18 protein-coding genes and 1 other RNA gene are annotated in these 24,305 nt (G+C 61.1%); 9 read left to right on the top strand and 10 right to left on the bottom strand.

Translation table 11 applies throughout. From position 1 onward, the window contains the following. Positions 1 to 94 precede the first annotated feature (94 nt). Positions 95 to 466, top strand: a complete 372-nt coding sequence (locus A7317_RS21475; protein WP_069076777.1) for a VOC family protein — start codon at positions 95 to 97, stop codon at positions 464 to 466. Here A7317_RS21475 and A7317_RS21470 read toward each other — a convergent pair. Next, entirely contained in the window at positions 380 to 1,339 is a 960-nt protein-coding gene (locus tag A7317_RS21470) for a DMT family transporter (protein ID WP_069076776.1), read from the bottom strand. The two genes, A7317_RS21475 and A7317_RS21470, sit on opposite strands and share 87 nt — an antisense overlap. 102 nt (positions 1,340 to 1,441) lie before the next feature. Here A7317_RS21470 and A7317_RS21465 point away from each other — a divergent pair, with 102 nt between their 5' ends. After that, positions 1,442 to 2,305: a LysR family transcriptional regulator gene (locus tag A7317_RS21465; RefSeq protein WP_069076775.1), complete on the top strand. Its 864-nt coding sequence runs from the start codon at positions 1,442 to 1,444 to the stop codon at positions 2,303 to 2,305. Positions 2,306 to 2,366: 61 nt separating this feature from the next. Next, positions 2,367 to 3,269, top strand: a complete 903-nt coding sequence (locus A7317_RS21460; protein WP_069076774.1) for a DUF2167 domain-containing protein — start codon at positions 2,367 to 2,369, stop codon at positions 3,267 to 3,269. 58 nt (positions 3,270 to 3,327) lie between these two features. Here the strand turns inward: A7317_RS21460 and A7317_RS21455 are convergent, their stop codons facing one another. Together A7317_RS21455 and A7317_RS21450 are read right to left on the bottom strand one after the other, a co-directional pair. After that, positions 3,328 to 3,915 (bottom strand): hypothetical protein, encoded by a 588-nt coding sequence (locus A7317_RS21455; RefSeq protein ID WP_069076773.1) that lies wholly within the window; start codon positions 3,913 to 3,915, stop codon positions 3,328 to 3,330. A gap of 1 nt (position 3,916) precedes the next feature. Further along, the gene (locus A7317_RS21450; RefSeq protein WP_024076845.1) at positions 3,917 to 4,963 is read right to left on the bottom strand and encodes an N-acetylmuramidase family protein; all 1,047 of its coding nucleotides are present in this window, start codon (positions 4,961 to 4,963) and stop codon (positions 3,917 to 3,919) included. A 258-nt stretch (positions 4,964 to 5,221) separates the two neighbouring features. Here A7317_RS21450 and A7317_RS21445 point away from each other — a divergent pair, with 258 nt between their 5' ends. Beyond that, a complete protein-coding gene (locus tag A7317_RS21445; protein WP_024076846.1) occupies positions 5,222 to 5,788 on the top strand; it encodes a hypothetical protein in 567 nt (188 codons plus the stop codon). A gap of 105 nt (positions 5,789 to 5,893) precedes the next feature. Here A7317_RS21445 and ffs read toward each other — a convergent pair. From ffs to A7317_RS21415, 6 genes are all read right to left on the bottom strand, one after another. Continuing rightward, positions 5,894 to 5,990, bottom strand: an RNA gene (ffs, locus tag A7317_RS21440) — signal recognition particle sRNA small type. 236 nt (positions 5,991 to 6,226) lie between these two features. After that, on the bottom strand, positions 6,227 to 7,393 hold the full coding sequence (locus tag A7317_RS21435; protein WP_024076847.1) for a zinc-binding metallopeptidase family protein: 1,167 nt from the start codon (positions 7,391 to 7,393) through the stop codon (positions 6,227 to 6,229). A 363-nt stretch (positions 7,394 to 7,756) separates the two neighbouring features. Next, positions 7,757 to 10,123, bottom strand: coding sequence for an NAD-dependent DNA ligase LigA (gene ligA, locus A7317_RS21430; RefSeq protein WP_069076772.1), 2,367 nt, complete (start codon positions 10,121 to 10,123; stop codon positions 7,757 to 7,759). A gap of 86 nt (positions 10,124 to 10,209) precedes the next feature. Continuing rightward, entirely contained in the window at positions 10,210 to 11,073 is an 864-nt protein-coding gene (zipA, locus tag A7317_RS21425) for a cell division protein ZipA (protein ID WP_024076849.1), read from the bottom strand. A gap of 259 nt (positions 11,074 to 11,332) precedes the next feature. Then, positions 11,333 to 14,821 (bottom strand): chromosome segregation protein SMC, encoded by a 3,489-nt coding sequence (gene smc, locus A7317_RS21420; protein ID WP_069076771.1) that lies wholly within the window; start codon positions 14,819 to 14,821, stop codon positions 11,333 to 11,335. Positions 14,822 to 14,823: 2 nt separating this feature from the next. Then, a complete protein-coding gene (locus tag A7317_RS21415; protein ID WP_024076851.1) occupies positions 14,824 to 15,483 on the bottom strand; it encodes a GntR family transcriptional regulator in 660 nt (219 codons plus the stop codon). A gap of 281 nt (positions 15,484 to 15,764) precedes the next feature. On the opposite strand from A7317_RS21415, the gene xdhA reads away from it, so the two are divergent. The 4 genes from xdhA (at position 15,765) to guaD (ending at position 21,877) form a co-directional block, all read left to right on the top strand. Then, a complete protein-coding gene (gene xdhA / locus A7317_RS21410; RefSeq protein WP_069076770.1) occupies positions 15,765 to 17,213 on the top strand; it encodes a xanthine dehydrogenase small subunit in 1,449 nt (482 codons plus the stop codon). Beyond that, the gene (gene xdhB / locus A7317_RS21405) at positions 17,206 to 19,605 is read left to right on the top strand and encodes a xanthine dehydrogenase molybdopterin binding subunit (protein WP_024076853.1); all 2,400 of its coding nucleotides are present in this window, start codon (positions 17,206 to 17,208) and stop codon (positions 19,603 to 19,605) included. Before xdhA ends, xdhB begins: the two co-directional genes overlap by 8 nt. A gap of 117 nt (positions 19,606 to 19,722) precedes the next feature. After that, positions 19,723 to 20,565, top strand: a complete 843-nt coding sequence (xdhC, locus tag A7317_RS21400) for a xanthine dehydrogenase accessory protein XdhC (protein WP_069076769.1) — start codon at positions 19,723 to 19,725, stop codon at positions 20,563 to 20,565. Between the two features lie 7 nt (positions 20,566 to 20,572). Next, positions 20,573 to 21,877, top strand: coding sequence for a guanine deaminase (gene guaD / locus A7317_RS21395; RefSeq protein WP_069076768.1), 1,305 nt, complete (start codon positions 20,573 to 20,575; stop codon positions 21,875 to 21,877). Positions 21,878 to 21,957: 80 nt separating this feature from the next. Here the strand turns inward: guaD and A7317_RS21390 are convergent, their stop codons facing one another. Next, a complete protein-coding gene (locus tag A7317_RS21390; protein WP_024076856.1) occupies positions 21,958 to 22,722 on the bottom strand; it encodes a GntR family transcriptional regulator in 765 nt (254 codons plus the stop codon). Positions 22,723 to 23,082: 360 nt separating this feature from the next. Between A7317_RS21390 and A7317_RS21385 the strand changes: the two genes are divergently transcribed. Further along, positions 23,083 to 24,273, top strand: a complete 1,191-nt coding sequence (locus A7317_RS21385) for a benzoate/H(+) symporter BenE family transporter (protein ID WP_024076857.1) — start codon at positions 23,083 to 23,085, stop codon at positions 24,271 to 24,273. Positions 24,274 to 24,305: the final 32 nt, after the last annotated feature.

Raw genomic sequence — 24,305 nt, 5'->3', positions numbered from 1 at the left:
GATTGCTGCGACCAGCCTGCGCACTCCTGACAAGAACTGACAGGGCGGCCTTATAGACTGGGCTCACATAACCGCCCGTACTCAAGGAGCCTGCATGAACACCCTCGCCCATTACTTCCTGCTGTATGTCGACAGCCCGGCCACCAGCGCCAATTTCTACAGCCGCCTGCTGGACAAGCCACCGGTCGAATTGAACCCGACCTTTGCCCTGTTCATTCTCGACCATGGCGTGAAGCTCGGCCTGTGGTCACGCCATACCGTGGAACCTGCGGCCCAGGCCACGGGCGGCGGCGGTGAAGTCTGTTTTTCGCTGGCCGATACCGCCGCCGTCGATGCCCTGCACGAACAATGGGTAGAACGGGGCGCCACGATCCTTCAGTCACCGACCACGCTGGACTTTGGCTACACCTTCGTCGCCCAGGACCTCGACGGCCACCGCTTGCGTGCGTTCAGCCTGAGCGCCTGACCGCCAACGCCCTTCCAGGCTGATGGCCGCCACACTCGCCAGCACGATCACCCCGCCGAGCACCACCTGCAAGGCTACGTGCTCGCCCAGCAGCGTGGCCGCCATCCCCATGGCCACTGGCGGGATCAGGTACATCGCCACCGACGCGCGGCTGACGTCGACGTGCTTTAACACGAACCCCCACGCCAGGTAGGCCAACGCACTGGGGAAAACCCCCAGCACCAACACTGCCAGGTTCTCCACCAACGGCGCTCGCGCCACGGCGGTGGGCAGGCCAGGCAGGTTCACGCAGAGCATCAGGGTGCCCGACCACACCATGTAGCACGCCAGGGTCAGTAGGCTGTAGCGATGCGCACAGTGCTTCTGGATGACGAAGTACACACTCCATGAGGCCGCCGCCAGCAGGATCAACAGGCCGCGCGGGTCCATCTCGCCGAGGCCCTGGTCGCCCCAGATCACCACCAGCACGCCCAGCAACCCCAACAGCACACAGCCCCACCGCCAAAGGCTGACTCGCTCCTTCAAACAGAACGCCGCGATCAGCACACTGAACAACGGCGCTGATTGCGCGAGTACGCTGGACGCCGCCGCTGTCCCCCATTGCTGCCCATAATTGAGGCTAGTGTGGTGCAGGAACACCCCGAAAAAACCCAGCACGAGCAACCACGGCATGTCCCGCAGACGTGGCCGACCAATCCCCAGCACCAGCGCCACCGCGCCCATCAATACCGAAGCGATCAGAAATCGCAGCAACGCCAGCTGGCCCGGACTGTAGCTGTGCAGGCCGATGTGCACGCCAATCGGCGAATAGGCCCAACAGAGAATCACGCTGGCGATGACTAGCGTAAGCTTTACGGGTGACGGGGCATTCATCAACGGCATCCAGAAACAGGGAAGGAATGCCGTCAGTCTTGGCCTGGGCACATCGCAGGACAATTAACCGTTTCTGACTTCTGAAATCAGTGGAACTGAGCAATGGAACTGGCCCAACTGAAGATGGTGAGAGCCGTGGCGCAAACCGGCAGCGTGGCCCAGGCCGCACTGCAATTGCATTGCGTGCCGTCGAACATCACCACGCGCATCAAGCAGCTGGAAAGCGAGCTGGGCACACCGTTATTCATCCGTGCCGGGCGTGGGCTGGCCATCAGTGCCGCCGGGGAAATTTTCCTGGACTACTGCGAGCGCATCCTCGCGCTGGTGGATGAATCCAAACGCGCCGTAGACGCCAACGCCATTCCCCGTGGCACCTTGCGCATCGGCGCGGTGGAGTCCAGCGCCAGCGGCCGCCTGCCGCCGTTGCTGGCGGAATACCATCGACGCTACCCCGACGTCAGCCTGGAGCTGGTGACCGGTGCCTGGGGGCAACTGCTGGACGATCTGCAACACCATCGCCTCGACGTGGCGCTGGTGGCCGCCGGCAACCAACGCACCAAGCTCGAACACAGCGTGGTCTACAGCGAACAGCTGGTGCTGATCGCCAGTGTGTCCAGCGCACCGATCAACAGTGCGGCCGACCTGGCCGGCCGCACCCTGCTGGTCTGGCCACCCGGCTGCCCCTACCGCGCGGCGCTGGAGAACTGGGTCAAGCCCTACGACTTCAAGCCGGCCATCGCCAGCTATGCCAGTTGGGGCACGATTATCGGCTGTGTGAGTGCCGGCATTGGCGTAGCGCTGGCGCCGGAAGGCATCCTGGCGCGCTATGAGCAGGCCAATCAACTGGCGTCGTATCGATTTGAAGAACTGGCGGCCGTGGATAACCTGCTGTTCTGGCACAAGGACACCCAACGCCACCTGGCACGGGACGCATTCGCCGGGCTGTTGCGGGAAACTTTCGGCTAACTCGCAACATGTTGTTTCGGTTATCCTTTCGCAAAATTAATTCAAAATGTAAGGGACTACCATGAATTACTTCCGCCTGTTGTTGGCGGCGGCCGCGCTGAGCCTGCCTGCCGCACCTGCCGTTGCTGATACCTCGCCTGCCCCCGTTGAAGCCAGTGCCCCCGCCGAAACAGCCGAGCACTTTCTGGCCTCACTCAAGCAAAAGACCGGCACGGTCACCCTGCCCAGCGGCATCGCCACCCTCAAGCTCACCGACGAGTTCTACTACCTCGACCCCGCCGATACCGAGCGCTTGCTGACCGATGGCTGGGGCAACCCGCCGGGCTTCAAGACCCTTGGCATGATCGTGCCCAAAGCCGTCAGCCCATTGTCGCAACGCGGCTGGGGCGTGATTGTCAGCTACAAGGCCGACGGGCACATCTCCGACGAAGATGCGGCAAAAATCGACTACGCCGACCTGCTCAAGCAAATGCAGGAAGAAGATGAAGCAGAGAACCAGGAACGCCAGAAACAAGGCTACGCGGGCCTGCACCTGCTGGGCTGGGCGGAGCCGCCGCACTACGACACCACCACCCACAAGATGTACTGGGCCCGCGAACTGAAGGCCGACGACGCCGACCAGACGACCCTCAACTACAGCATTCGCGTGCTGGGCCGTGAAGGCGTGCTGGAACTCAACGCCGTCGCCGCCATGGCCGACCTGGCCACCATCCAGCAAGAATTGCCCAAGGTGCTGGCCTTTACCAACTTCACCGACGGCAACCTCTATACCGACTTCAACCCGAACACCGACAAGCTCGCCACTTACGGCCTCGCCGCGTTGGTTGCCGGCGGGATTGCCGCCAAGGCCGGGCTCTTTGCCAAGATCGGTATCTTCCTGCTGGCCGCGAAGAAGTTCCTGGTAATCGGCGTAGTGGCGCTGCTCGCAGTGATTCGCAAGCTGTTCAACCGCAACAAAGCCTGAACCCCGGACGCAAAAACGCCGCAGTATGCCTGGCACACTGCGGCGTTTTGGGGATGTCTTAGTGAGGCGCCGCTAGACGAGTGTATTGATCCTGGCTGATCCAGCCGCTGAACGAGCGGTCGTCGGCATTGATGAACTCGACCTGGGCCCAGCCGTCCTTGAAGGCCAGCACACCGACCACATCGCGCTTGACGATATACGGACGCTTGGCGGTCTTGGCGCCTGGGGTCTTCAGCAGGTAAGCCTTGTCGGCGGATACCGTTACCAGGCCGATCCATTTTTTACTGGCGGTCTGGGTCAGGTCCAGGCCGGTGGCAATCTCCGGCATCAGCACGTTCATGCACCCAGGGTGCTGGCGGCCCTCTTCCACCGTCAGGGTCACGCCATCGGGCGAAGGCGCCAGGCTGCCGGGATGAGCCTCATCGAGCCAAGTGGTGAGCGCCTCAGGTTTGCCTTGCAGGTAAAACGCGCAACTGCGGGTAACGCCCTCGCCTATTGCTTCCGAATAGAACCCTTCGACCTGATGCTCCGGCGTCACTGCCAGCATCAGCCCTTCGTACTTGCCCGAATGCAACGCAGCCGAACCGGCCAAGGCAGGGCCCACGGCGCACAACGACAACACACCTATCGCTAGAAAACGGATCATCCTATTTTTTCCCTTCAAGTTTTTCGTAGGCTTTTTGCATAAGGACGTCGTAGTTGCCGTAGTCCTCGCCGTTATAGTTACGCGCCATGCCGGTAAAATCCTTGGCTTTCATGGCCTTCATCAATGCCGGGCTCTTGCTGCAAAAACCGAGGAACGCTTTTAGTTGGTTGCCGGCATTCACCTTTAATGCTGCCGAAAACTCAAACACCGTCTTGTAACCGCACGAGGCAAAGTTGAAGCCCATGATCTGGAACATGCCCCACGAAGCCGACATGAGTGCCGCTTCCTGATCCAGGGCAAACGCGGTGGCCATGGTTTCCCAAGCCTTGGCCTGATCCTTGTTATTGGCCTGCCACTGCGGCCCGGCTTTTTTCTTGTAGGGGTAGGACAGCAGCGGGTGCGCCTGGTCGTAGATGTGCTTGGTGTACTTGCGAAACAAGTGCCCTTCAAACGCGATCACCGGCAACTTGGCCGGGCCGAACCCCGAACGCCCACCTGATTCCACAGTGGCGAAGGCCTTGATGATATTTACCGAAATACCGCTACCCAACTGTGTGGCGGCGTTCTGGAAGTCCGTTTCGCTGAGGGTCATGCCCCCGTCGCACGTGGCCTGGAGCATCAATTGGCGGTTACGCCGCTCGGCCTCGATCGTCGCGCGCACGCGGTCCAGGTACACGTTGACCGTGGCCTGCACCGCATCGCCATTGTTGTTGCCAAACACATTGAGAAAGCTGGGGATACGCATCGTCGGGAAGGCTTTGACGGGCACCTTCACCGCCTCTTCGATCAGGCTGTTGAACGTGCGACCGGTGGGGTCGATCACGCCATCGGGGTGGGCGTATTTGAGATGGCGAAACTGATACTGGCTGATGCACTGCACCAACTGGCCATCACACTTGCCATTCTCGGCCAGCGGAAAACCCATCTTGGGAATGATCAAATTGAATAAATACTGGATGCACTGCACATCGGCGGGCAAGTTTCGGGCTTTGCCGGGAGCGCCTACTGAAGCACTGATAAGACGAGGCAACCCTTGCAGGCTTTTCATGACAGACATCCTTGTTAGTTAAAGAAGTGATGGCACTTCAATATCAATTACAAACACTTGTCATACTCTGAAACAAGTGGCTGGCGGAAACTAACAAGGTGGTTTGAGGTTGTCCAGAGTGAGCATTAAAAGCTGTGAAAGAGCCCTCACGAATAAACCCTTAAAACGCTGGTGCTTCATAATCGGGGCGCTTGCCTATTCATTACGCTACTGTCACCGGCGCATAACGCCAGTATCTGAAAACCTTCAAGGATTGAAATGAAAGCCCCTCTGCTGATCTTGTCGATCATGGCCCTGCTGTCAGGCTGTGCCTCGACGCCCGCTCCAGACCTCTCACGCCCCTCCATTGCCGAAACAAAGTCGGTGGTGTTCGCGGGTAAGACATTTGTCCTGAAATTCCAGAAAAACGGCTTGTGGGAATACTTTCCGGAAAACCAAAGCGTCGACGCCTGGACTGAAATGGTGGACTTTACGGTTGTGCCTCCCGATGACCGCTTCGAGCCGCTGGACCTGGGAAAGCGCACGGTGCAGTTGCACCAACAGGAAAACCCGGACATGCCAGCGGTCCTGGCAACAGATAACCGAACCGGGATCCTCTACCTGATGCTGTTTTATCCCTCGGCGCTGCGCAAAGACGGGCATTTCTCTGAATTCAGCTTCTTCAAGTACTACCGCGACGCCGGCACGGGCGCGATCGTCATCTTTCACTTCGCCAGGAACGTCCCGGCCAAGTCCCAGACCAGGGACGAGCGATGGGAAAGCGCCAAGACCCTGGGCGACGAAATAGTGCCGGTGATAAAGGCATTCCCCCTGTACCGCCCGTAAGCCTGTGGAGCGCACAGCAGAAATCGATTCGCAGACAGTAATGGCCAGCAAAGCGTTTTAGAAATAAGGATTTTTGAAGATTCAGGAAGAGCGTTATGGAGGCAACCCCACCAGCCACACCCCGGCACACAATGTTCCCGCTGTGGCTGCTTCCTTCCGGATCTGACCAGGTTCACGGGTAATCGTTGCGGGGGGACCGATGGGGTCACCATAACGACGCTGGCCTCTCGGCAAGCCGCGCCATTGTACCGATCTCATCGGAAGTTACAACCGTTGGTGCCGGATTAAAATATGAAGGGGTTCAAGTACTTGCCATGGCCGTCAGCATCCCCGCCATCCCCTGTGGGAGGGGGCTTGCTCCCGATAGCGGTCTGCCAGCCAATAAATCAGTGACTGACACACTGCTTTCGGGAGCAAGCGCCCTCCCACATTAATTCATCATGGTGTCTGCAACACCTCGTCCGCCCGGCCGCCCTCTTCCTGGATGACCAGGTGAATGAAGTGCAGCTTGGCGATCACCGCCGGTGGCAGTACGAAGGGATAGAAATCCGGCTGCCCCATGGCACGGGACAGTTCGTTGAGCATGCCGGCCAGTTCGATCCAGGCGTTGACGAAAGACAGGAACGCCGCACCGCCAGGGTGCTCGGGGTCGTAGAGGGTGCTCAGGGGAAATGGCTGGTAATCCAGGTCCAGTTCCCGCGCACTCATGCCAAACCCCAGGGCGGTGTCGACCGCGTCCATCATGTGCAGGTAGTGGGCCCAGGTTTCGGCCCAGTCTTCCCACGGGTGCATGGTGGCGTAGGCACTGACGCAGGTATGTTGCCAATCCGGGCGCGGGCCATTCTGGTAGTACTGGTCGAGGGCATCGGCGTAACTGGCGCTTTCGTCGCCGAACAGGTCGCGAAAAGGTGTCTGCCAATGGCTGTTGGCGATCAGGCGGTCCCAGTAATAGTGACCGACCTCGTGGCGAAAATGCCCGAGCAGCGTGCGATAGGGTTCGCGCATCTGCACCCGGACTTTTTCGCGGTGGGCGTCGTCGGCCTCCTTGATGTCGAGGGTAACCAGGCCGTTGGCATGCCCGGTGGTCGGCGCATTGCCTTCCAGGTCGATGCCGACGAAGTCGAAGGCCAGGCCGTTGTCTTCGTCGATGCTCTTGGGCACGACGCGCAGGCCCAGACTGATCAGTTGTGCCACCAGTCGGCGCTTGGCGGTTTCCACCTTGCGCCAGCGCTCGTGGTTCTCGGTGATCGACAGGTCGGGAATGGTGCGGTTCAGGCTGCAGGCCACGCACAGCGGTGCGGTGCTGTGGGCGGGAATCAGCCAGTTGCAGGCGGCGGGCGTGTCGAGGTTGGCGCAGCGGCGAAAGGCGCCTGCATCGAGGTTGTCGTCTTGCAGCCAGGTGTCCACGACAGGCCCCGGCTGCAGGGAGGACAATCGGCTTTGTTGGGGTTGATAGCCCAGCACCGCCGAGCAGGCCAGGCATTGGCTGTTGCGAAAGAACAGCGGCTGACCGCACCGGCATTGCCAGACCTTGCTGTTGCGCGAGGATTCGGCCATGAACGGTGCGGCGATGCGCGAACTGAGTTGCTCGAAATAGCGGAACATGGCGATCTCTCCCTGGGTGACAGAGACTAGATCATTTCTCGCTCGGGATCGTTCCACTTTGCTGCCCGACGCGGGGCGAGTCCTAATGCCTGTCGGTTAAGAGATGGAACGAGCAAACAGTAACCTGTGGCGAGCGGGCTTGCTGTGGCGAGCGGGCTTGCCCCGCGTTGGGGCGCGAAGCGGCCCCAAAACACAGCTCCGGAGCTGGCTGACACACTGCAGCGCTCTTATGGGGGGCTGCTGCGCAGCCCAACGCGGGGCAAGCCCGCTCACCACAGCAAGCCCGCTCGCCACAGCAAGCCCGCTCGCCACAGTAAGCCCGCTCACCACAGCAAGCCGGCTCGCCACCAGAAGCGCACGCTATCAGACGGTGATGTGATGCCCGGCGAGGAAGGCCACGAAAGCGTCTTCGTCCAGCACCTTCAGGCCCAGTTCGCTGGCCTTGGCCAACTTCGAACCAGCACCCGGCCCGGCCACCACGCAGTGGGTTTTCGCCGACACCGAACCGGCCACCTTGGCGCCGAGGCTTTCGAGCTTGTCCTTGGCGACATCGCGGCTCATCCGCTCCAGGGAGCCGGTCAGCACCCAGGTATGCCCTGCTTCCGGGAAGCCTTCGATCACTTTCTTCTCGCTCTGCCAGTGCATGCCGAACTCCTCGAGCTGCCGCTCGATGGCCAGGGCATGGTTGGCATGGTCGGGGTTATCGAAGAACTCGCGCACAGCCTTGGCCTGCTTCTCGGGCAGCGCCTGGCGCATATCGAGCCAGTCAGCCTTGATCACGCCTTCGAGGGAGCCGAACTTGTCCGCCAGTTTCTGCGCGGCGCCGGGACCGACGCTGGGCACATTGAGTTTGTCGAGCAAACCGCCGAGGGTGGTGCTGGCGGCGAATTCGGCGGCCAGGGCGCCTTCGTCTTGCAATTGCAGGCCGCATTTGTCCGGCGCCAACAGTGCGCCGATCACGTCCTGGTTGTGGCGGTCATCAAAGAAGCTGCGGATCTCGTGCGCGACTTCCAGGCCCACGTCCGGCAGGTACGTCAGCACCTCCGGCAACGCGCGCTGCACGCGCTCCAAGGCCCCCAGGGAACGCGCCAGCACCTTGGCGGTCTCCTCGCCCACGTCGGGAATGCCTAAGGCGTAGATGAAGCGCGCCAGGGTCGGGCTCTTGCTGTTCTCGATGGCGGCGATCAGCTTCTTGCTGGAGATATCGGCGAAGCCTTCCAGGTCGATGATCTGTTCGTACTTGAGCGTGTAGAGGTCAGCCGGCGAACCAATGAGTTTTTCATCCACCAACTGCTCGATGGTCTTGTCACCCAGGCCATCGATGTCCATCGCCCGGCGCGAGACGAAATGGATGATCGCCTGCTTGAGCTGCGCGCCACAGGCCAGGCGGCCGACACAGCGGTACACCGCGCCTTCGCTGACGGTTTCCTTGCCCTTGCTGCGCTTGACCAGTTGCGTGCGCTCGACGTGGGAGCCGCACACCGGGCAACTCTCGGGGATCTGCACGGCGCGGGCATTTTCCGGACGGCGCTCGGTGACCACCGACACCACCTGCGGGATCACGTCTCCGGCACGGCGGATGATCACGGTGTCGCCGATCATGAGGCCCAGGCGCGCCACTTCGTCCATGTTGTGCAAGGTGGCATTGGACACGGTCACACCCGCGACCTTGACCGGTTTCAGTCGTGCCACCGGCGTGACGGCACCGGTGCGGCCAACCTGGAATTCCACGTCGAGCAGCTCGGTCAGTTCTTCCATGGCCGGGAATTTGTGCGCGATCGCCCAACGCGGCTCACGGGCACGGAAACCCAGTTCGCGCTGGGAGGCAATGCTGTTGACCTTGAACACCACGCCGTCGATTTCATAGGGCAGGCTGTTACGTCGCTCGCCGATATCGCGGTAGTAGTCCAGGCATGCCTGGATGCCCTTGGCCAACTTCAGCTCATGGCTGATCGGCAGGCCCCACTTCTGCAACTGTTTCAAATTGCCGATGTGGGTGTCACTGATGTCTGCGGTGACCTGGCCAATGCCGTAGCAGCAGAACTCCAGCGGGCGGCTGGCGGTGATCTTCGAGTCCAGCTGGCGCAGGCTGCCGGCGGCGGCGTTACGCGGATTGGCGAAGGTCTTGCCGCCGACTTCCAGTTGCGAGGCGTTCAGTCGCTCAAAACCGGCCTTGGACATGAACACTTCGCCGCGCACTTCCAGGGTGGCCGGCCAGCCGGTGCCGTGCAGTTTCAACGGGATATTGCGCACGGTGCGCACATTGACACTGATGTCTTCGCCCGTAGTGCCGTCGCCGCGGGTGGCGCCGCGCACCAGTTCGCCGTCCTGGTACAGCAGGCTGACCGCCAGGCCATCCAGCTTTGGTTCACAGCTGTACTCCACCGCAGCGCCACCGCCAAACAGATCGCCCACCGGCAGGTCGAGCCCCTCGGTGACGCGGCGATCGAACTCGAGCATGGTGGTTTCATCGAACGCGTTGCCCAGGCTGAGCATCGGGATCTCATGACGCACCTGGGTAAAGGCCGACAACGCCGCACTGCCGACCCGCTGCGTCGGCGAATCACGCGTCACCAGTTCCGGGTGCTCGGCTTCCAGGGCCTTGAGCTCATTGAACAATCGGTCGTACTCGGCGTCCGGAATGCTCGGCTCGTCGAGCACGTGGTAACGGTAATTGTGCTGATCCAGTTCAGCGCGCAGTTCAAGGATGCGGGTGTGGGCGGCGGTCATGGGTGTTCTCTCATAAAGCAAAAGAGCAGCCGAAGCTGCTCAAATGTTGGTGCGCTTATTCTATCGACAACGCTTGAGGCCAATCCTCAGCGTTTCTGTGTCAGGGCGCGACGCTCGAATTCGACGATGCGCTGACGGTAGTGTTCGATGGTCTGGGCGGTGAGGACGCTGCGCTGATCGTCCTTCAATTCGCCATTCAGTTCCTGGGACAGCTTGCGCGCTGCCGCCACCATCACGTCGAACGCTTGTTTCGGATGACGCGGGCCTGGCAAGCCAAGGAAGAAGCTGACGGCCGGCGTGCTGAACAGGTCAATATCGTCCAGGTCGAAGGTGCCCGGCTTGACCGCATTGGCCATGGAGAACAGCACTTCGCCATTACCGGCCATGCTTTCGTGGCGGTGGAAGATGTCCATTTCGCCAAAACGCAGGCCGCTTTCGAGGATGTTCTGCAACAGCGCCGGGCCTTTGAAGCCCGCGGCGTCGCGGCAAATCACGCTGATCACCAGCACTTCTTCGGCAGCCGGCTGATCGCTGACCGATTGGCGCGGCGGGCTCTTGGTCGCATTCTCATCAGGGAAGTCGTCATCGCGGCTGCTGAAACTCGGGCCTTCGTCGACGTCAAGGTTCAGGTCGCCCTGGTGCGGCTCGGCAACTGCAGCACTGCCGCGCTTGCCACGTTTGGAAGACGGCTCGCGGGCTTCACGCACAGGCGCACTCATGGACGGCAGGTCATGCTCATCCAGCTGCGGTTCCTTATGGGTATCCAACACACGGGGCGGCCCCAGCAGCTCGGCGCTGCCGTCGTCGTCGGGCAAGTTGGACAGGTTACGGTCCAGACGGAATTTGAGCTTGCCCTTGCCACCGCGCATGCGGCGCCAGCCATCAAAAAGAATACCGGCAATGACAATAATGCCGATGACGATCAGCCACTCGCGCAGACCGATTTCCATGTAATCCCGTGCCTCTAATAAAAAATGCTGAAAAATAAGGGGTTTAGCACCGTGCAAACCGCTTTAAAACGTGGCGCCAACTCTATGTTCTGACTGACGTTTTGCCCACGCATACGAAAAATTGACATTAAACTAGCACGACCAAAGATAACTTTACACCGTCTGTCAAAATGCCTTGAACAAATATGTCCATTTGCCACTTTCGCCAGGGCGGTAAACCGTCTTACATCGCGCTGAAAATCTTCTCTCCTGGCGTGGCTCAGGATTCCACCATCGCCATCGCTTCTTCGACATCCACCGCGACCAATCGCGAACAGCCCGGCTCGTGCATCGTCACCCCCATCAACTGATCAGCCATTTCCATGGCGATCTTGTTGTGGGTGATATAGATGAACTGCACAGTCTGGGACATCTCCTTGACCAGGCGTGCGTACCGTCCCACGTTAGCGTCATCCAGCGGTGCGTCAACTTCGTCGAGCATGCAGAACGGCGCCGGGTTCAACTTGAAGATGGCAAACACCAGGGCCAATGCGGTCAGGGCTTTTTCGCCGCCGGACAACAAATGGATGGTGCTGTTCTTCTTGCCCGGAGGCCGCGCCATGATCGTTACCCCTGTATCGAGTAGATCTTCGCCCGTCAGTTCCAAGTAAGCGCTGCCACCACCGAAAACTTTTGGGAATAACGCCTGTAAACCGCCATTAATCTGATCAAAGGTATCCTTGAAGCGGTTGCGGGTTTCCTTGTCGATCTTGCGGATCACGTTTTCCAGGGTATCCAGGGCTTCGACCAGGTCGGCGTCCTGGGCGTCCAGGTAGCGTTTGCGCTCGGACTGCTGCTGGTACTCATCGATGGCGGCTAGGTTGATTGCCCCCAGGCGCTGAATCCGCGCGGCTATGCGTTCGAGTTCTTCTTCGGCGTCTTTTTCGTTGGCCTCGGCGGTCAAGGTGTCAAGCACGCCGTGCAGGTCGTAGCCATCCTCGAGCAACTGGTCCTGGAGGGTTTTGCGGCGCACGGTCAGGGCTTGCCATTCCATGCGCTGTTGTTCGAGCTGGCCGCGGATCAGTTGGGATTGCTGCTCGGCCTGGGTCCGGCGCTTTTCTGCGTCACGCAGTTCGCGGTCGGCATCTTCGAGGGCGATTTGCGCGGTCTTGAGTTCTTCGTCGACGGTCATGCGCTTGTCGAGCAGCTCTTCAAGCTTGAGCCGCAGCTCTTCCAGGGGCGCTTCGCCTTCCTCCAGGTTGAGGCTCAGTTGCTCGCGCTTCTCGGTCAGGCGTTCGGACTGCATCTCCAGGCGCTCAAGGGCCTGGCGCGTGGAGTCGTGCTGCGCACGCAGCGAGCCGAGGCGCACCGCCAACTGGTGAGCGTGGTCCTTGTGCTGGCGAGCTTCCTGGCGCACACGGTCAAGGCGTTCACGCAGGCTGTCCCGCTGGGCCAGCAGCAGTTCGCGTTGCTCGGTGTCCTGGGCCATGCTGTCGAGGGCTTCCTGCAATTGCAGGCGTGCTTCGCCGATTTGTTCGTGCTCGAGCGCGCGTTGCTCGCCCATCTCGGCTACTTCTTCATCGAGACGGGTACGGCGCAGGGTCAGTTGCTCGACCTTGGCTTTGCTCGCGGAAAGCTGGGCTTTCAATTCGCCTTGCTGGCGCGCCTCATCCTGCAACAGGCGACGCAGATGTTCGCGGCCGGTCTCTTGCTGGCGCTGGGTGGCGCGCAGGGTTTGCAGCTCGGTTTCCAGGCTTTCCAGGGTCGCTTCGCGCTCTTCACGCTCGGCGATCAAATTGACGATTTCCTGGCCACGGGCCAAAACCCCGCTTTCTGCTTCACTGGCGCGGCGTACCCGCAGGAAGTGGCGGCCGACCCAGTAGCCATCACGGCTGATCAGGCTTTCGCCGGCAGCCAACTGACCGCGCTGGGCCAGCGCCTGCTCAAGTGATTCAACCGGTTTGACCTGGCCCAGCCACGGCGACAAGTCAATCGCCGCCTCGACCTTGTCCAGCAAACTGCCCGGCACGCGGGTGCCGTCGGCGGCCGGGCTGAGCAGGCGCAAATCGCCCTGGGCAAAACCGGCCAGGTCGAAGCCCCCAAAATCGTCCACCAGTACCGCTTGCAGGTCGGCACCCAATACGGTTTCCACCGCCAACTCCCAACCGGCTTCGACTTTCAAGCCTTCGGCCAGGCGCGGACGCTCGGCCAGATGCTGGTCGCGCAGCCATTCGGCGGTACCGGTGCCAGGGTCCAGAGCGGCTTGCTGCAGGGCTTCCAGGGAGGCCAAACGACCGTTGAGCCGCTGCAGATCGCCCTGGGCCTGCTGCTGGGCCTGGGTCGCCTGTTGCAGTTGCTGGCGCAATTGCTCCAGGCGCTCGACTTGCTGTTCTTCGCTGGCCTCCAGCTCTTCGAGGGTCATCTCGCTTTCAGCCAGTTGCTCGCTGAGCTCCATGATCGCCGCGTCTTCCGGGTCGGCAGCGAGCAACACGCGTTCTTCCTGCAAGCGACGCTGGCGTTCGGCCAGACGCTCCATGCTGGTTTCCAGCTGCTGGATGCGTGACTGTTGCACTTCGGCCTGGCGCCGAGGCTCGGCGGATTTCAGGTTGAAGGTGTCCCACTGCTCCTGCCAGCCGTGCATGGTGGTTTCGGACTCTTCCAGGGCGGCAGCGGCTTCTTCGGCCGCCGCGCTGGTGATCTCCTGCTCGGGAGTGAGCAGGTCCAGCTCTTCGCCGAGGGTCAGCAGCAAGGTGCGGTCATGGCCCAAGTGAGATTCGGTCTCCAGGCGCGCGCGCTCGGCTTCCTTCAAATCCTCCTGCAACTGACGCAAGCGCTGCTGGCCGTGCTGGATGCTCTGCTCGACCCGGGCGATGTCTCCCCCCACCGAGTAGAAACGGCCCTGCACCAGATTGAAGCGCTCGGACAGGTCATGGTGACCGTCGCGCAGGCGCTCGATGCTGGCGTCGGCATTGCGTTGCTCGGCTACCAGGGCTTCGAAGCTGATTTCCTGGGTGCCGATGATCGCTTCACGCTGGCCCACCTGGTCATTCAGCGCCTGCCAGCGCAGGGCCGACAGTTGCGCCTTGAGCTGGCGCTCCTCGCCCTTGTATTCCTGGTACTTTTCGGCGGCCTGGGCCTGGCGGTGCAGGCGTTCCAGCTGGCGTTCCAGCTCTTCACGCAGGTCGGTGAGGCGGGCGAGGTTTTCGTGGGTGCGGCGGATACGGTTTTCAGTTTCGCGGCGGCGCTCCTTGTACTTGGAGATGCCGGCCGCTTCTTCGATAAAGTTGCGCAGGTCTTCCGGCTTGGCTTCGATCAGCTTGGAGATCATGCCTTGCTCAATGATCGAGTAGCTGCGCGGGCCCAGGCCGGTACCGAGGAAGATATCGGTGATATCCCGGCGCCGGCACTTGGTGCCGTTGAGGAAGTAGCTGTTCTGGCTGTCGCGGGTCACTTTACGGCGGATGGAGATTTCCGCGTAGGCCGCATATTCGCCGACCAGGGTGCCGTCGGAGTTATCGAACACCAGTTCGATGCTGGCCTGGCTGACGGGTTTGCGGCTGGTGGAGCCGTTGAAGATGACGTCGGTCATCGACTCGCCGCGCAGGTTTTTTGCCGAGCTCTCGCCCATCACCCAGCGTACGGCGTCGATGATGTTCGACTTGCCGCAGCCATTGGGCCCCACCACTGCCGCCATGTTACTGGGGAAGTTCACCGTGGTCGGGTCGACGAAGGATTTGAACCCCGCCAGTTTGATGCACTTGAGCCGCACGCTTAGGCGTCCGCCAACGCAGCGATGACCAGCGAGCAACTACGCTGGCCATAGGCCGACAACACCTGGCGAATCTGCGGCAGGTCGCGGGCAAGCACGGCGGCGAGCAATTGCTCGAACAACGCCAGGTACTCGCTCATGGAGGCCTTGCGCTGATCGAGGGCCAGGTAATAGGCACGGTTCATCGCCGGCTGCAGGTTTTCGACGGTTTCCTGCAAATACGGGTTGTTGGCGAAGGGGTACGCGGCGCGCATCACGCTGAAGCATTCTTCGACAAAGGCGCGGATGTCCTGGCGCTCGAAACTGCCGACCAGGCGCTGCTGGATCTGCAGGAACGGCGCCATGTCAGCCTGGGTCTGCCAGCCCTGGGCCACCGCATTGCCGAGCAGGATATACAGCTCACTCATCAACGTGCACAGGCTCTGCACCTTGTGTGCGGTGAGCTCGGTGACGTGGGCGCCACGGCGCGGCAGGATCGCGATCAGGTGGCGACGTTCGAGGATCAATAAGGCTTCACGCACGGAACCACGGCTGACATTGAGCGCCAGCGTGACTTTCTGTTCCTGGATCCGCTCCCCAGGCTTGAGATCGCCGCGAATGATACGTTCGGCGAGGTGGTGAGCAATTTGCTCGGCGAGACTGTCCGGCGCCTTGAACGTCATGTTTTCCCTTCAAAATCTTCTATCGATACAAGCGCGGCAGTGTAGCGCAAATGCCTGGCTGATGGCGCTAGGCCCACCTTGCTGAATTTGGCACGGAATAAGCAGCGCTGAAACCCAGAAGCCCCCCAAAAACAGCGGTTCCAGAAGACTGGACCATAATTGAAAGTGTTGTGATCGCAATTTCTTGACCTCACAGTCAGAAAATCATTGACCGAAAAGTCAGACATGACTAGATTCGGCGCAAAGCGGTTAACAACAATAATGAGTCTGCGAGGCCTTCCGTGATCCAGTTTCTACTTAACCAGGAGCTCCGTAGCGAGCACGCCCTGGACCCCAACCTGACCGTGCTCAACTATTTGCGTGAGCACCTGGGCAAATCCGGCACCAAGGAAGGCTGCGCCAGCGGCGATTGCGGTGCATGCACCGTGGTGGTCGGCGAGCTGCACAGCGACGAGCCAGGCGCTGAGCGGATTCGCTACCGCAGCCTCAATGCCTGCCTGACGTTTGTCTCATCGTTGCATGGCAAACAATTGATCAGCGTCGAAGACCTGAAGCACCAGGATCAACTGCACAGCGTGCAACAGGCAATGGTCGAGTGCCACGGGTCGCAATGCGGCTTTTGCACCCCCGGTTTTGTGATGTCACTGTTTGCCCTGCAAAAGAACAGCGACGCGCCAGATAGCCAGAAAGCCCATGAAGCCCTGGCCGGCAACTTGTGCCGTTGCACCGGCTACCGCCCGATCCTGGCCGCCGCCGAGCAGGCCTGCTGTAACAAACCCCAGGACCAGTTCGACAGCCAGCAAGTCGAAACCATCGCACGCCTCAAGGCCATCGCGCCGACGCAAACCGGTGAACTCAACAGCGGCGACAAACGCTGCCTGGTCCCCCTGACCGTCGCCGACCTCGCCGACCTCTACGATGCCTACCCGCAAGCCCGGCTGCTGGCTGGCGGCACTGACCTGGCGCTGGAAGTCACCCAGTTCCACCGCACGCTGCCGGTGATGATCTACGTCGGCAACATCGACGAAATGAAGCGCATTGAATCCTTCGACGATCGCCTGGAAATAGGCGCCGCCGCCCCTCTTTCCGACTGCTACACCGCGCTGCACCAGGCCTACCCGGACTTCGGTGAGCTGCTGCACCGTTTCGCGTCCCTGCAAATCCGCAACCAAGGCACCCTGGGCGGCAATATCGGCAACGCCTCGCCGATTGGCGATTCGCCACCACTGCTGATCGCCCTCGGCGCGCAGATCGTGCTGTGCAAGGGCAACACCCGTCGTACGTTGGCGCTGGAAGATTACTTCATCGACTACCGCGTCACCGCACGCCAGGACAGCGAGTTCATCGAGAAAATCATCGTGCCCAAGGGCCACGCGCTATTCCGGGCGTACAAAGTGTCCAAGCGCCTGGACGACGATATTTCCGCCGTATGCGCGGCTTTCAACCTCAAGATCGACAACGGTGTGATCAGCGATGCGCGTGTTGCCTTCGGGGGCATGGCCGCCACCCCGAAACGCGCGAAACATTGCGAGAGCGTGCTGATCGGCGCCACCTGGAATGCCGCCACCGTCGAGAAAGCCTGCACTGCCCTGGCCGAGGATTTCACCCCGTTGTCGGACTTCCGCGCCAGCAAGGAATACCGCCTGCTCAGCGCGCAGAACCTGCTGCGCAAATACTTTATCGAGCTGCAAACGCCGCACATCGAGACTCGGGTGACCGCTTATGTCTAACCATCACGCCGTGGTAAAAACCCAGGCCGAACTGGCCGAGCTGTTTGCCCAGGACCTGACCTCCGGGGTCGGCCGCAGCGTCAAGCATGACAGCGCCGCCAAGCACGTCAGCGGTGAAGCGCAGTACATCGATGACCGCCTGGAATTCCCCAACCAGTTGCACCTGTATGCGCGCATGTCCGACCGCGCCCACGCGAAGATCCTCAGCATCGACACCGCGCCCTGCTACGCCTTCGACGGTGTGCGTATCGTCATCACACATGAAGACGTGCCAGGCCTGAAAGACATCGGCCCGCTGATGCCCGGCGACCCGCTGCTGGCCATCGACACCGTGCAGTTTGTCGGCCAAGTGGTATTGGCCGTGGCTGCCCGCGATCTGGAAACCGCACGCAAGGCCGCGATGGCGGCCGTGATCGAATACGAAGACCTCGAACCCGTATTGGATGTGGTCGAGGCCTTTCGCAATAAGCATTTCGTGCTCGACAGCCACACCCACCAACGCGGTGATTCGGCCGGCGCACTGGCGACCGCAAAAAACCGCCTCCAGGGCACCCTGCATATCGGCGGCCAGGAACACTTCTACCTGGAAACCCAGATCTCGTCAGTGATGCCCACCGAAGACGGCGGCATGATCGTCTACTGCTCCACCCAGAACCCCACCGAAATACAGAAGCTGGTGGCCGAAGTACTTGACGTGTCGATGAACAAGATCGTCGTCGATATGCGTCGCATGGGCGGTGGTTTCGGCGGCAAGGAAACCCAGGCAGCCAGCCCGGCGTGCCTGTGCGCGGTGGTCGCGCGCCTGACCGGGCAGCCGACCAAGATGCGCCTGCCCCGTGTCGAAGACATGCTGATGACCGGCAAGCGCCACCCCTTCTATATCGAATACGACGTGGGCTTCGACGACAGCGGTCGCCTGCAGGGTATCAACCTGGAACTGGCGGGTAACTGCGGTTGCTCGCCGGACCTGTCGAACTCGATTGTCGACCGCGCAATGTTCCACGCCGACAACGCGTATTACCTGGGCGACGCCACGGTCAACGGCCACCGCTGCAAGACCAACACCGCGTCCAACACCGCCTACCGGGGCTTTGGCGGCCCCCAAGGCATGGTCGCCATCGAGGAAGTGATGGACGCCATCGCCCGCCACTTAGGCCAGGATCCGCTGGCCGTGCGCAAGGCCAACTACTACGGCAAGACCGAGCGCAACGTCACTCACTACTACCAGACCGTCGAGCACAACATGCTCGAGGAAATGACCGCTGAGCTTGAAGCCAGCAGCCAATACGCCGAGCGCCGTGAAGCGATCCGCCTGTACAACGCCCACAGCCCGATCCTGAAAAAAGGCCTGGCGCTGACCCCGGTGAAATTCGGTATTTCCTTTACCGCCAGTTTCCTGAACCAGGCCGGTGCGTTGATCCATATCTACACCGACGGCAGCATCCACCTGAACCACGGTGGTACCGAAATGGGCCAGGGGTTGAACACCAAGGTCGCACAGGTGGTGGCCGAAGTGTTCCAGGTGGAAATCGACCGCGTGCAGATCACCGCCACCAATACCGACAAGGTGCCCAACACCTCGCCGACCGCCGCCTCCAGCGGTGCCGACCTGAACGGCAAGGCCGCGCAGAACGCCGCCGAAACCATCAAGCAACGCCTGGTGGAATTCGCCGCGCGCAAGTACGACGTGAGTGAGGCCGACGTGGCATTCCACAACGGCCATGTGCGCGTGCGCGATCACATCCTGACCTTTGAAGCGCTGATCCAGCAGGCGTACTTCGCCCAGGTGTCGCTGTCGAGCACTGGCTTCTACAAGACCCCGAAAATCTTCTACGACCGCAGCCAGGCGCGGGGGCGGCCGTTCTACTACTACGCCTTTGGCGCGGCCTGTTGCGAGGTGATCGTCGACACCCTGACCGGCGAATACAAGATGCTGCGCACCGACATCCTCCACGACGTGGGCGCCTCGTTGAACCCGGCGATCGACATCGGCCAAGTGGAAGGCGGCTTCATCCAGGGCATGGGCTGGCTGACCATGGAAGAGCTGGTGTGGAACAACAAGGGCAAGCTGATGACCAACGGCCCGGCCAGCTACAAGATCCCGGCGGTGGCCGACATGCCGCTGGACCTGCGCGTGAAGCTGGTGGAGAACCGCAAGAACCCGGAAGACACGGTGTTTCATTCCAAGGCCGTGGGCGAGCCACCGTTCATGCTCGGCATTGCCTCGTGGTGTGCGATCAAAGATGCGGTGGCGAGCCTGGGTGACTATCGCCATCAGCCGAAGATCGATGCACCGGCGACACCGGAGCGGGTGTTGTGGGGGTGCGAGCAGATGCGCAAGTTGCAGGCGGCGGTGCCTGTTGAAACCGAAACCGAGATGGCTTCGCTCTAGACCGAGGCGCTGCCATCGGGGGCGAGCCCCCTCCCACATTTGAAGGCCTTCACAGATCAAAATGTGGGAGGGGGCTTGCCCCCGATGACGGCCTGACAGACACCACAAGAGGTGACTATGAACAACTGGATCAGCGCCCTCGCCGACCTGCAGAACCAAGGCGAACCCTGCGTACTGGTGACCATCATCGAAGAGCTCGGCTCCACGCCGCGCAATGCCGGTTCGAAGATGGTGATCAGCGCCACGCAAACCTTCGACACCATCGGTGGCGGACACCTGGAATACAAGGCGATGCAGATCGCCCGTGACATGCTCGCGCGCGGCCAGCAGAACACCCACCTGGAGCGCTTCAGCCTCGGCGCGAGCCTGGGCCAGTGCTGCGGTGGCGTAACCGTATTGCTGTTCGAACCCATGGGCCAGGTGCAGGCGCAGATCGCGGTGTTCGGCGCCGGTCACGTCGGCCGCGCGTTGGTGCCGTTGCTGGCGAGCCTGCCGTGCCGGGTGCGCTGGATCGATTCGCGCGAGCAGGAATTCCCGGAACATATCCCCCAGGGCGTGCGTAAAATCGTCAGCGAAGAGCCGGTGGACGAAATTGCCGACCTGCCCGCGGGTAGTTATTGCATCGTCATGACCCACAATCACGCGCTGGACCTGGAACTGACCGCCGCCCTGCTCAAGCGTAATGACTTTGCCTACTTCGGCCTGATCGGCTCGAAGACCAAACGCGTCAAGTTCGAACACCGCCTGCGTGATCGCGGCTTTGACGCCGCGCAGTTGCAACGCATGCGCTGCCCCATGGGCCTCACCGAGGTAAAGGGCAAATTGCCGGTAGAGATCGCCATCTCCATCGCCGGCGAAATCATCGCCACCTATAACGCCCATTTCGGCCAGCACACCGCGAGCGCCGAACCTATTGCCAAACTGCTGCCGGTGTCACGCCGCAGCCAAGCTATCAATTGAGACGACCATGCCTTTGACTCGCAAAGCCTACCGTGCCGCCCTCCTGCACAGCATCGCCGACCCCGCTGAAGTGGGCATCGAAGCCTCCTATGAGTATTTCGAAGACGGCCTGCTGGTGATCGAAAACGGCAAAATCAGTGCCCTGGGCCACGCCAGTGACCTGCTGCCGAAGCTGCCCGCCGATATCGACATCACCCACTACCAGGATGCGCTGATTACCCCAGGCCTGATCGATACCCATATCCACCTGCCGCAAACCGGCATGGTCGGCGCCTATGGCGAGCAGTTACTGGACTGGCTCAACACTTACACCTTCCCGTGCGAACGCCAGTTCGCCGACAAGGCCCACGCCGAAGAAGTGGCCGACATTTTCATCAAGGAATTGCTGCGCAATGGCACCACCACCGCCCTGGTGTTCGGCAGCGTGCATCCGCAGTCGGTGAACGCGTTCTTTGAAGCGGCCGCAAAACTCGACCTGCGTATGATCGCCGGCAAAGTGATGATGGACCGCAACGCCCCGGATTACCTCACCGACACCGCCGAATCCGGCTACCAGGAAAGCAAGACGTTGATCGAACGCTGGCACGGCAAGGGCCGCCTGCACTATGCGGTCACGCCGCGCTTCGCCCCCACCAGCACGCCGGAACAATTGGCGTTGGCCGGGCAACTGCTGGGCGAGTACCCGGACCTGTACATGCAGACGCACATCAGTGAGAACAAGCAGGAAGTCGAGTGGGTGAAGGCGTTATTTCCAGAGCGCAACGGCTACCTGGATGTGTACGACCATTACAAACTGCTGGGTGAGCGCTCGGTGTTCGCCCACGGTGTGCACCTGTGTGATGACGAATGCGCGCGGCTGGCGGAGACGGGGTCGGCGGTGGCGTTCTGCCCGACGTCGAACCTGTTCCTCGGCAGCGGCCTGTTCAACCTGCCGATGGCCGAGAAACACAAGCTCAACGTTGGCCTGGGCACGGATGTGGGCGGCGGCACCAGCTTCTCACTGCTGCAAACCTTGAACGAAGCCTATAAGGTCATGCAACTGCAGGGCGCGCGGTTGAGCCCATTCAAGTCGTTGTACCTGGCCACCCTCGGGGGTGCGCGGGCGCTGCGCCTGGAAGACAAGATCGGCACGTTGCAGCCAGGCACCGATGCAGACTTTCTGGTGCTGGATTACAACGCCACGCCACTGCTGAGCTATCGCTTGAAGCAGGCCAACAACATAGCCGAGACGTTGTTCGTGTTGATGACGCTGGGGGATGATCGGACGCTGTTGCAGACCTATGCGGCCGGCCAACGGGTGCACCAACGCTGATCTGCGCCACAACACAAAACAAATGTGGGAGGGGCGGTGCGACGATTCGACTTGCCCCCTCCCACATTCTTTAATCGGGTTTACAACTTTACAGGCGAACGCCCCGGCTTCTTGGTCTGCAACAAATGCGAGAACACCGCATGCAAATCATCCGACGCACTTTCCTCGTCGAGGTTGAGCTTGCTGTCGATGTGGTCCATGTGGTGCATCATCAAGTCAACTGCCAGCGCCGCGTCGCGGGCCTCGATCGCATCGATCAACTGGGTGTGTTCATCGTAGGAACAGTGCGAGCGATTGCCGCTTTCGTACTGCGCAATGATCAACGAGGTCTGGGACACCAGGCTGCGCTGGAAGCTGATCAGCGGCGCGTTCTTCGCCGCCTCGGCCAGCTTGAGGTGGAACTCGCCAGAGAGGCGGATACCGGCACCGCGATCGCCACGGGAGAAGCTGTCGCGCTCGTCGTTGACCATCTGGCGTAGTTCGGCCAGTTGCTCGGCGGTGGCGTGCTGCACGGCCAACTCGGTGATCGCTCGCTCTACCAGGCGCCGGGCGAGGAACACTTGGCGTGCTTCCTCGACGCTTGGGCTGGCCACCACCGCGCCGCGATTGGGCCGCAGCAACACCACGCCTTCATGGGCCAGGCGCGACAGGGCGCGGCGAATGATGGTACGGCTGACGCCGAAGATTTCGCCCAGTGCCTCTTCACTCAATTTGGTACCGGGTGCCAGGCGTTGTTCGAGGATCGCCTCGAAGATATGCGCGTAGACGATATCGTCCTGGGTTCCGCTGCGACCGGCCTTGCCGGCTCGCGGTTGTTTCTTGAGAGGTTGCAACTGTTCGTTCATGGGCACTCGGGTCGGGAGAACGGCGGCGAATTAACGGTAATACGGCGACTTTAAGGTAATACGGCAACAATGGGTCGCTGGCAAGTATCAGCTAAAAACACGGCACATTGTACACAACCCACTGCGCCAACACACTGTACGGCTGTTTGCGGCGCCGGCTGTATTGCAATGAGTAGTTACGTTTGAGTTTAGGCTTGAATCCAAGATTTCCCACGAACGACACCCCACTGTAGAAGCGAGCGTGCTCGCGAAGAATCCGAGCGCGTCGCGAACATCCAGGGCGCCCGCGTTATCGTTGACGCTTTTCGCGAGCACGCTCGTTCCTACAAGGAGGGGGTCAGGTAAAAGGAACACCTATCCATGACCGACGCCACCCAAGCGCCCTTGCGCCCGCTGGCCGACACTTCCGCGTCCGCCGTCGTCGCCGGCTTTATCGCCATGATGACCGGCTACACCAGCTCCCTGGTGCTGATGTTCCAGGCTGGACAAGCCGCCGGCCTGACCACGGCGCAGATTTCTTCATGGATCTGGGCGATCTCCATCGGCATGGCGGTGTGCAGCATCGGCCTGTCCCTGCGTTATCGCACACCGATCACCATTGCCTGGTCGACACCGGGCGCAGCGCTATTGATCACCAGCCTGGGCGGCGTCAGTTATGGCGAAGCGATCGGTGCCTATATCACCTGTGCAGTGCTGGTGACCCTGTGCGGGCTGACCGGCAGCTTCGAAAAACTGGTCAAGCGTATTCCGGCTTCACTGGCGGCGGCCTTGCTGGCGGGCATTCTGTTCAAGATCGGCAGCGAAATATTTGTCGCCGCGCAACATCGTACCGGCCTGGTGCTGGGGATGTTTTTCACCTACCTGATCATCAAGCGCCTGTCGCCGCGCTATGCGGTGCTGGCCGCGCTGGTGATCGGTACCCTGCTGTCTGGCTTGATGGGCCTGCTGGACTTCAGCGGCTTCCACCTGGAAGTGGCGACCCCGGTGTGGACCACTCCGCACTTCTCGCTGGCAGCGACCATCAGCATTGGCATTCCGCTGTTCGTGGTGGCAATGACTTCGCAGAATATGCCCGGCGTCGCCGTGCTGCGCGCCGACGGCTATAACGTGCCGGCCTCGCCGTTGATCACCGTTACCGGCCTGGCCTCGCTGGTGCTGGCGCCGTTCGGCTCCCACGGGATCAACCTGGCAGCGATCAGCGCAGCCATCTGCACCGGGCCACACGCCCACGAAGACCGCAACAAGCGCTACACAGCGGCGGTCTGGTGTGGTGTGTTCTACGCAATTGCCGGCGTATTTGGCGCCACACTGGCAGCGTTGTTCGCAGCGTTACCCAAGGAACTGGTGCTATCGATTGCAGCGCTGGCCTTGTTTGGCTCGATCATCAATGGCCTGAGCATTGCCATGAATGAGCCAAAGGAACGGGAAGCGGCGCTGATCACCTTTATGGTCACGGCGTCAGGGCTGACGTTGTTTTCCATCGGTTCAGCGTTCTGGGGGATTGTAGCGGGGGTGTTGACGCTGCTGATTCTGAACGGGCGCAAGGCATAAAAAAACGGCGACCCTCGGGTCGCCGTTTTTTC

It is taken from the genome of Pseudomonas fluorescens, assembly GCF_001708445.1.
GTDB classification, from domain to species: domain Bacteria; phylum Pseudomonadota; class Gammaproteobacteria; order Pseudomonadales; family Pseudomonadaceae; genus Aquipseudomonas; species Aquipseudomonas gorinensis.
This window is presented reverse-complemented; position numbering and strand designations above follow the sequence as displayed.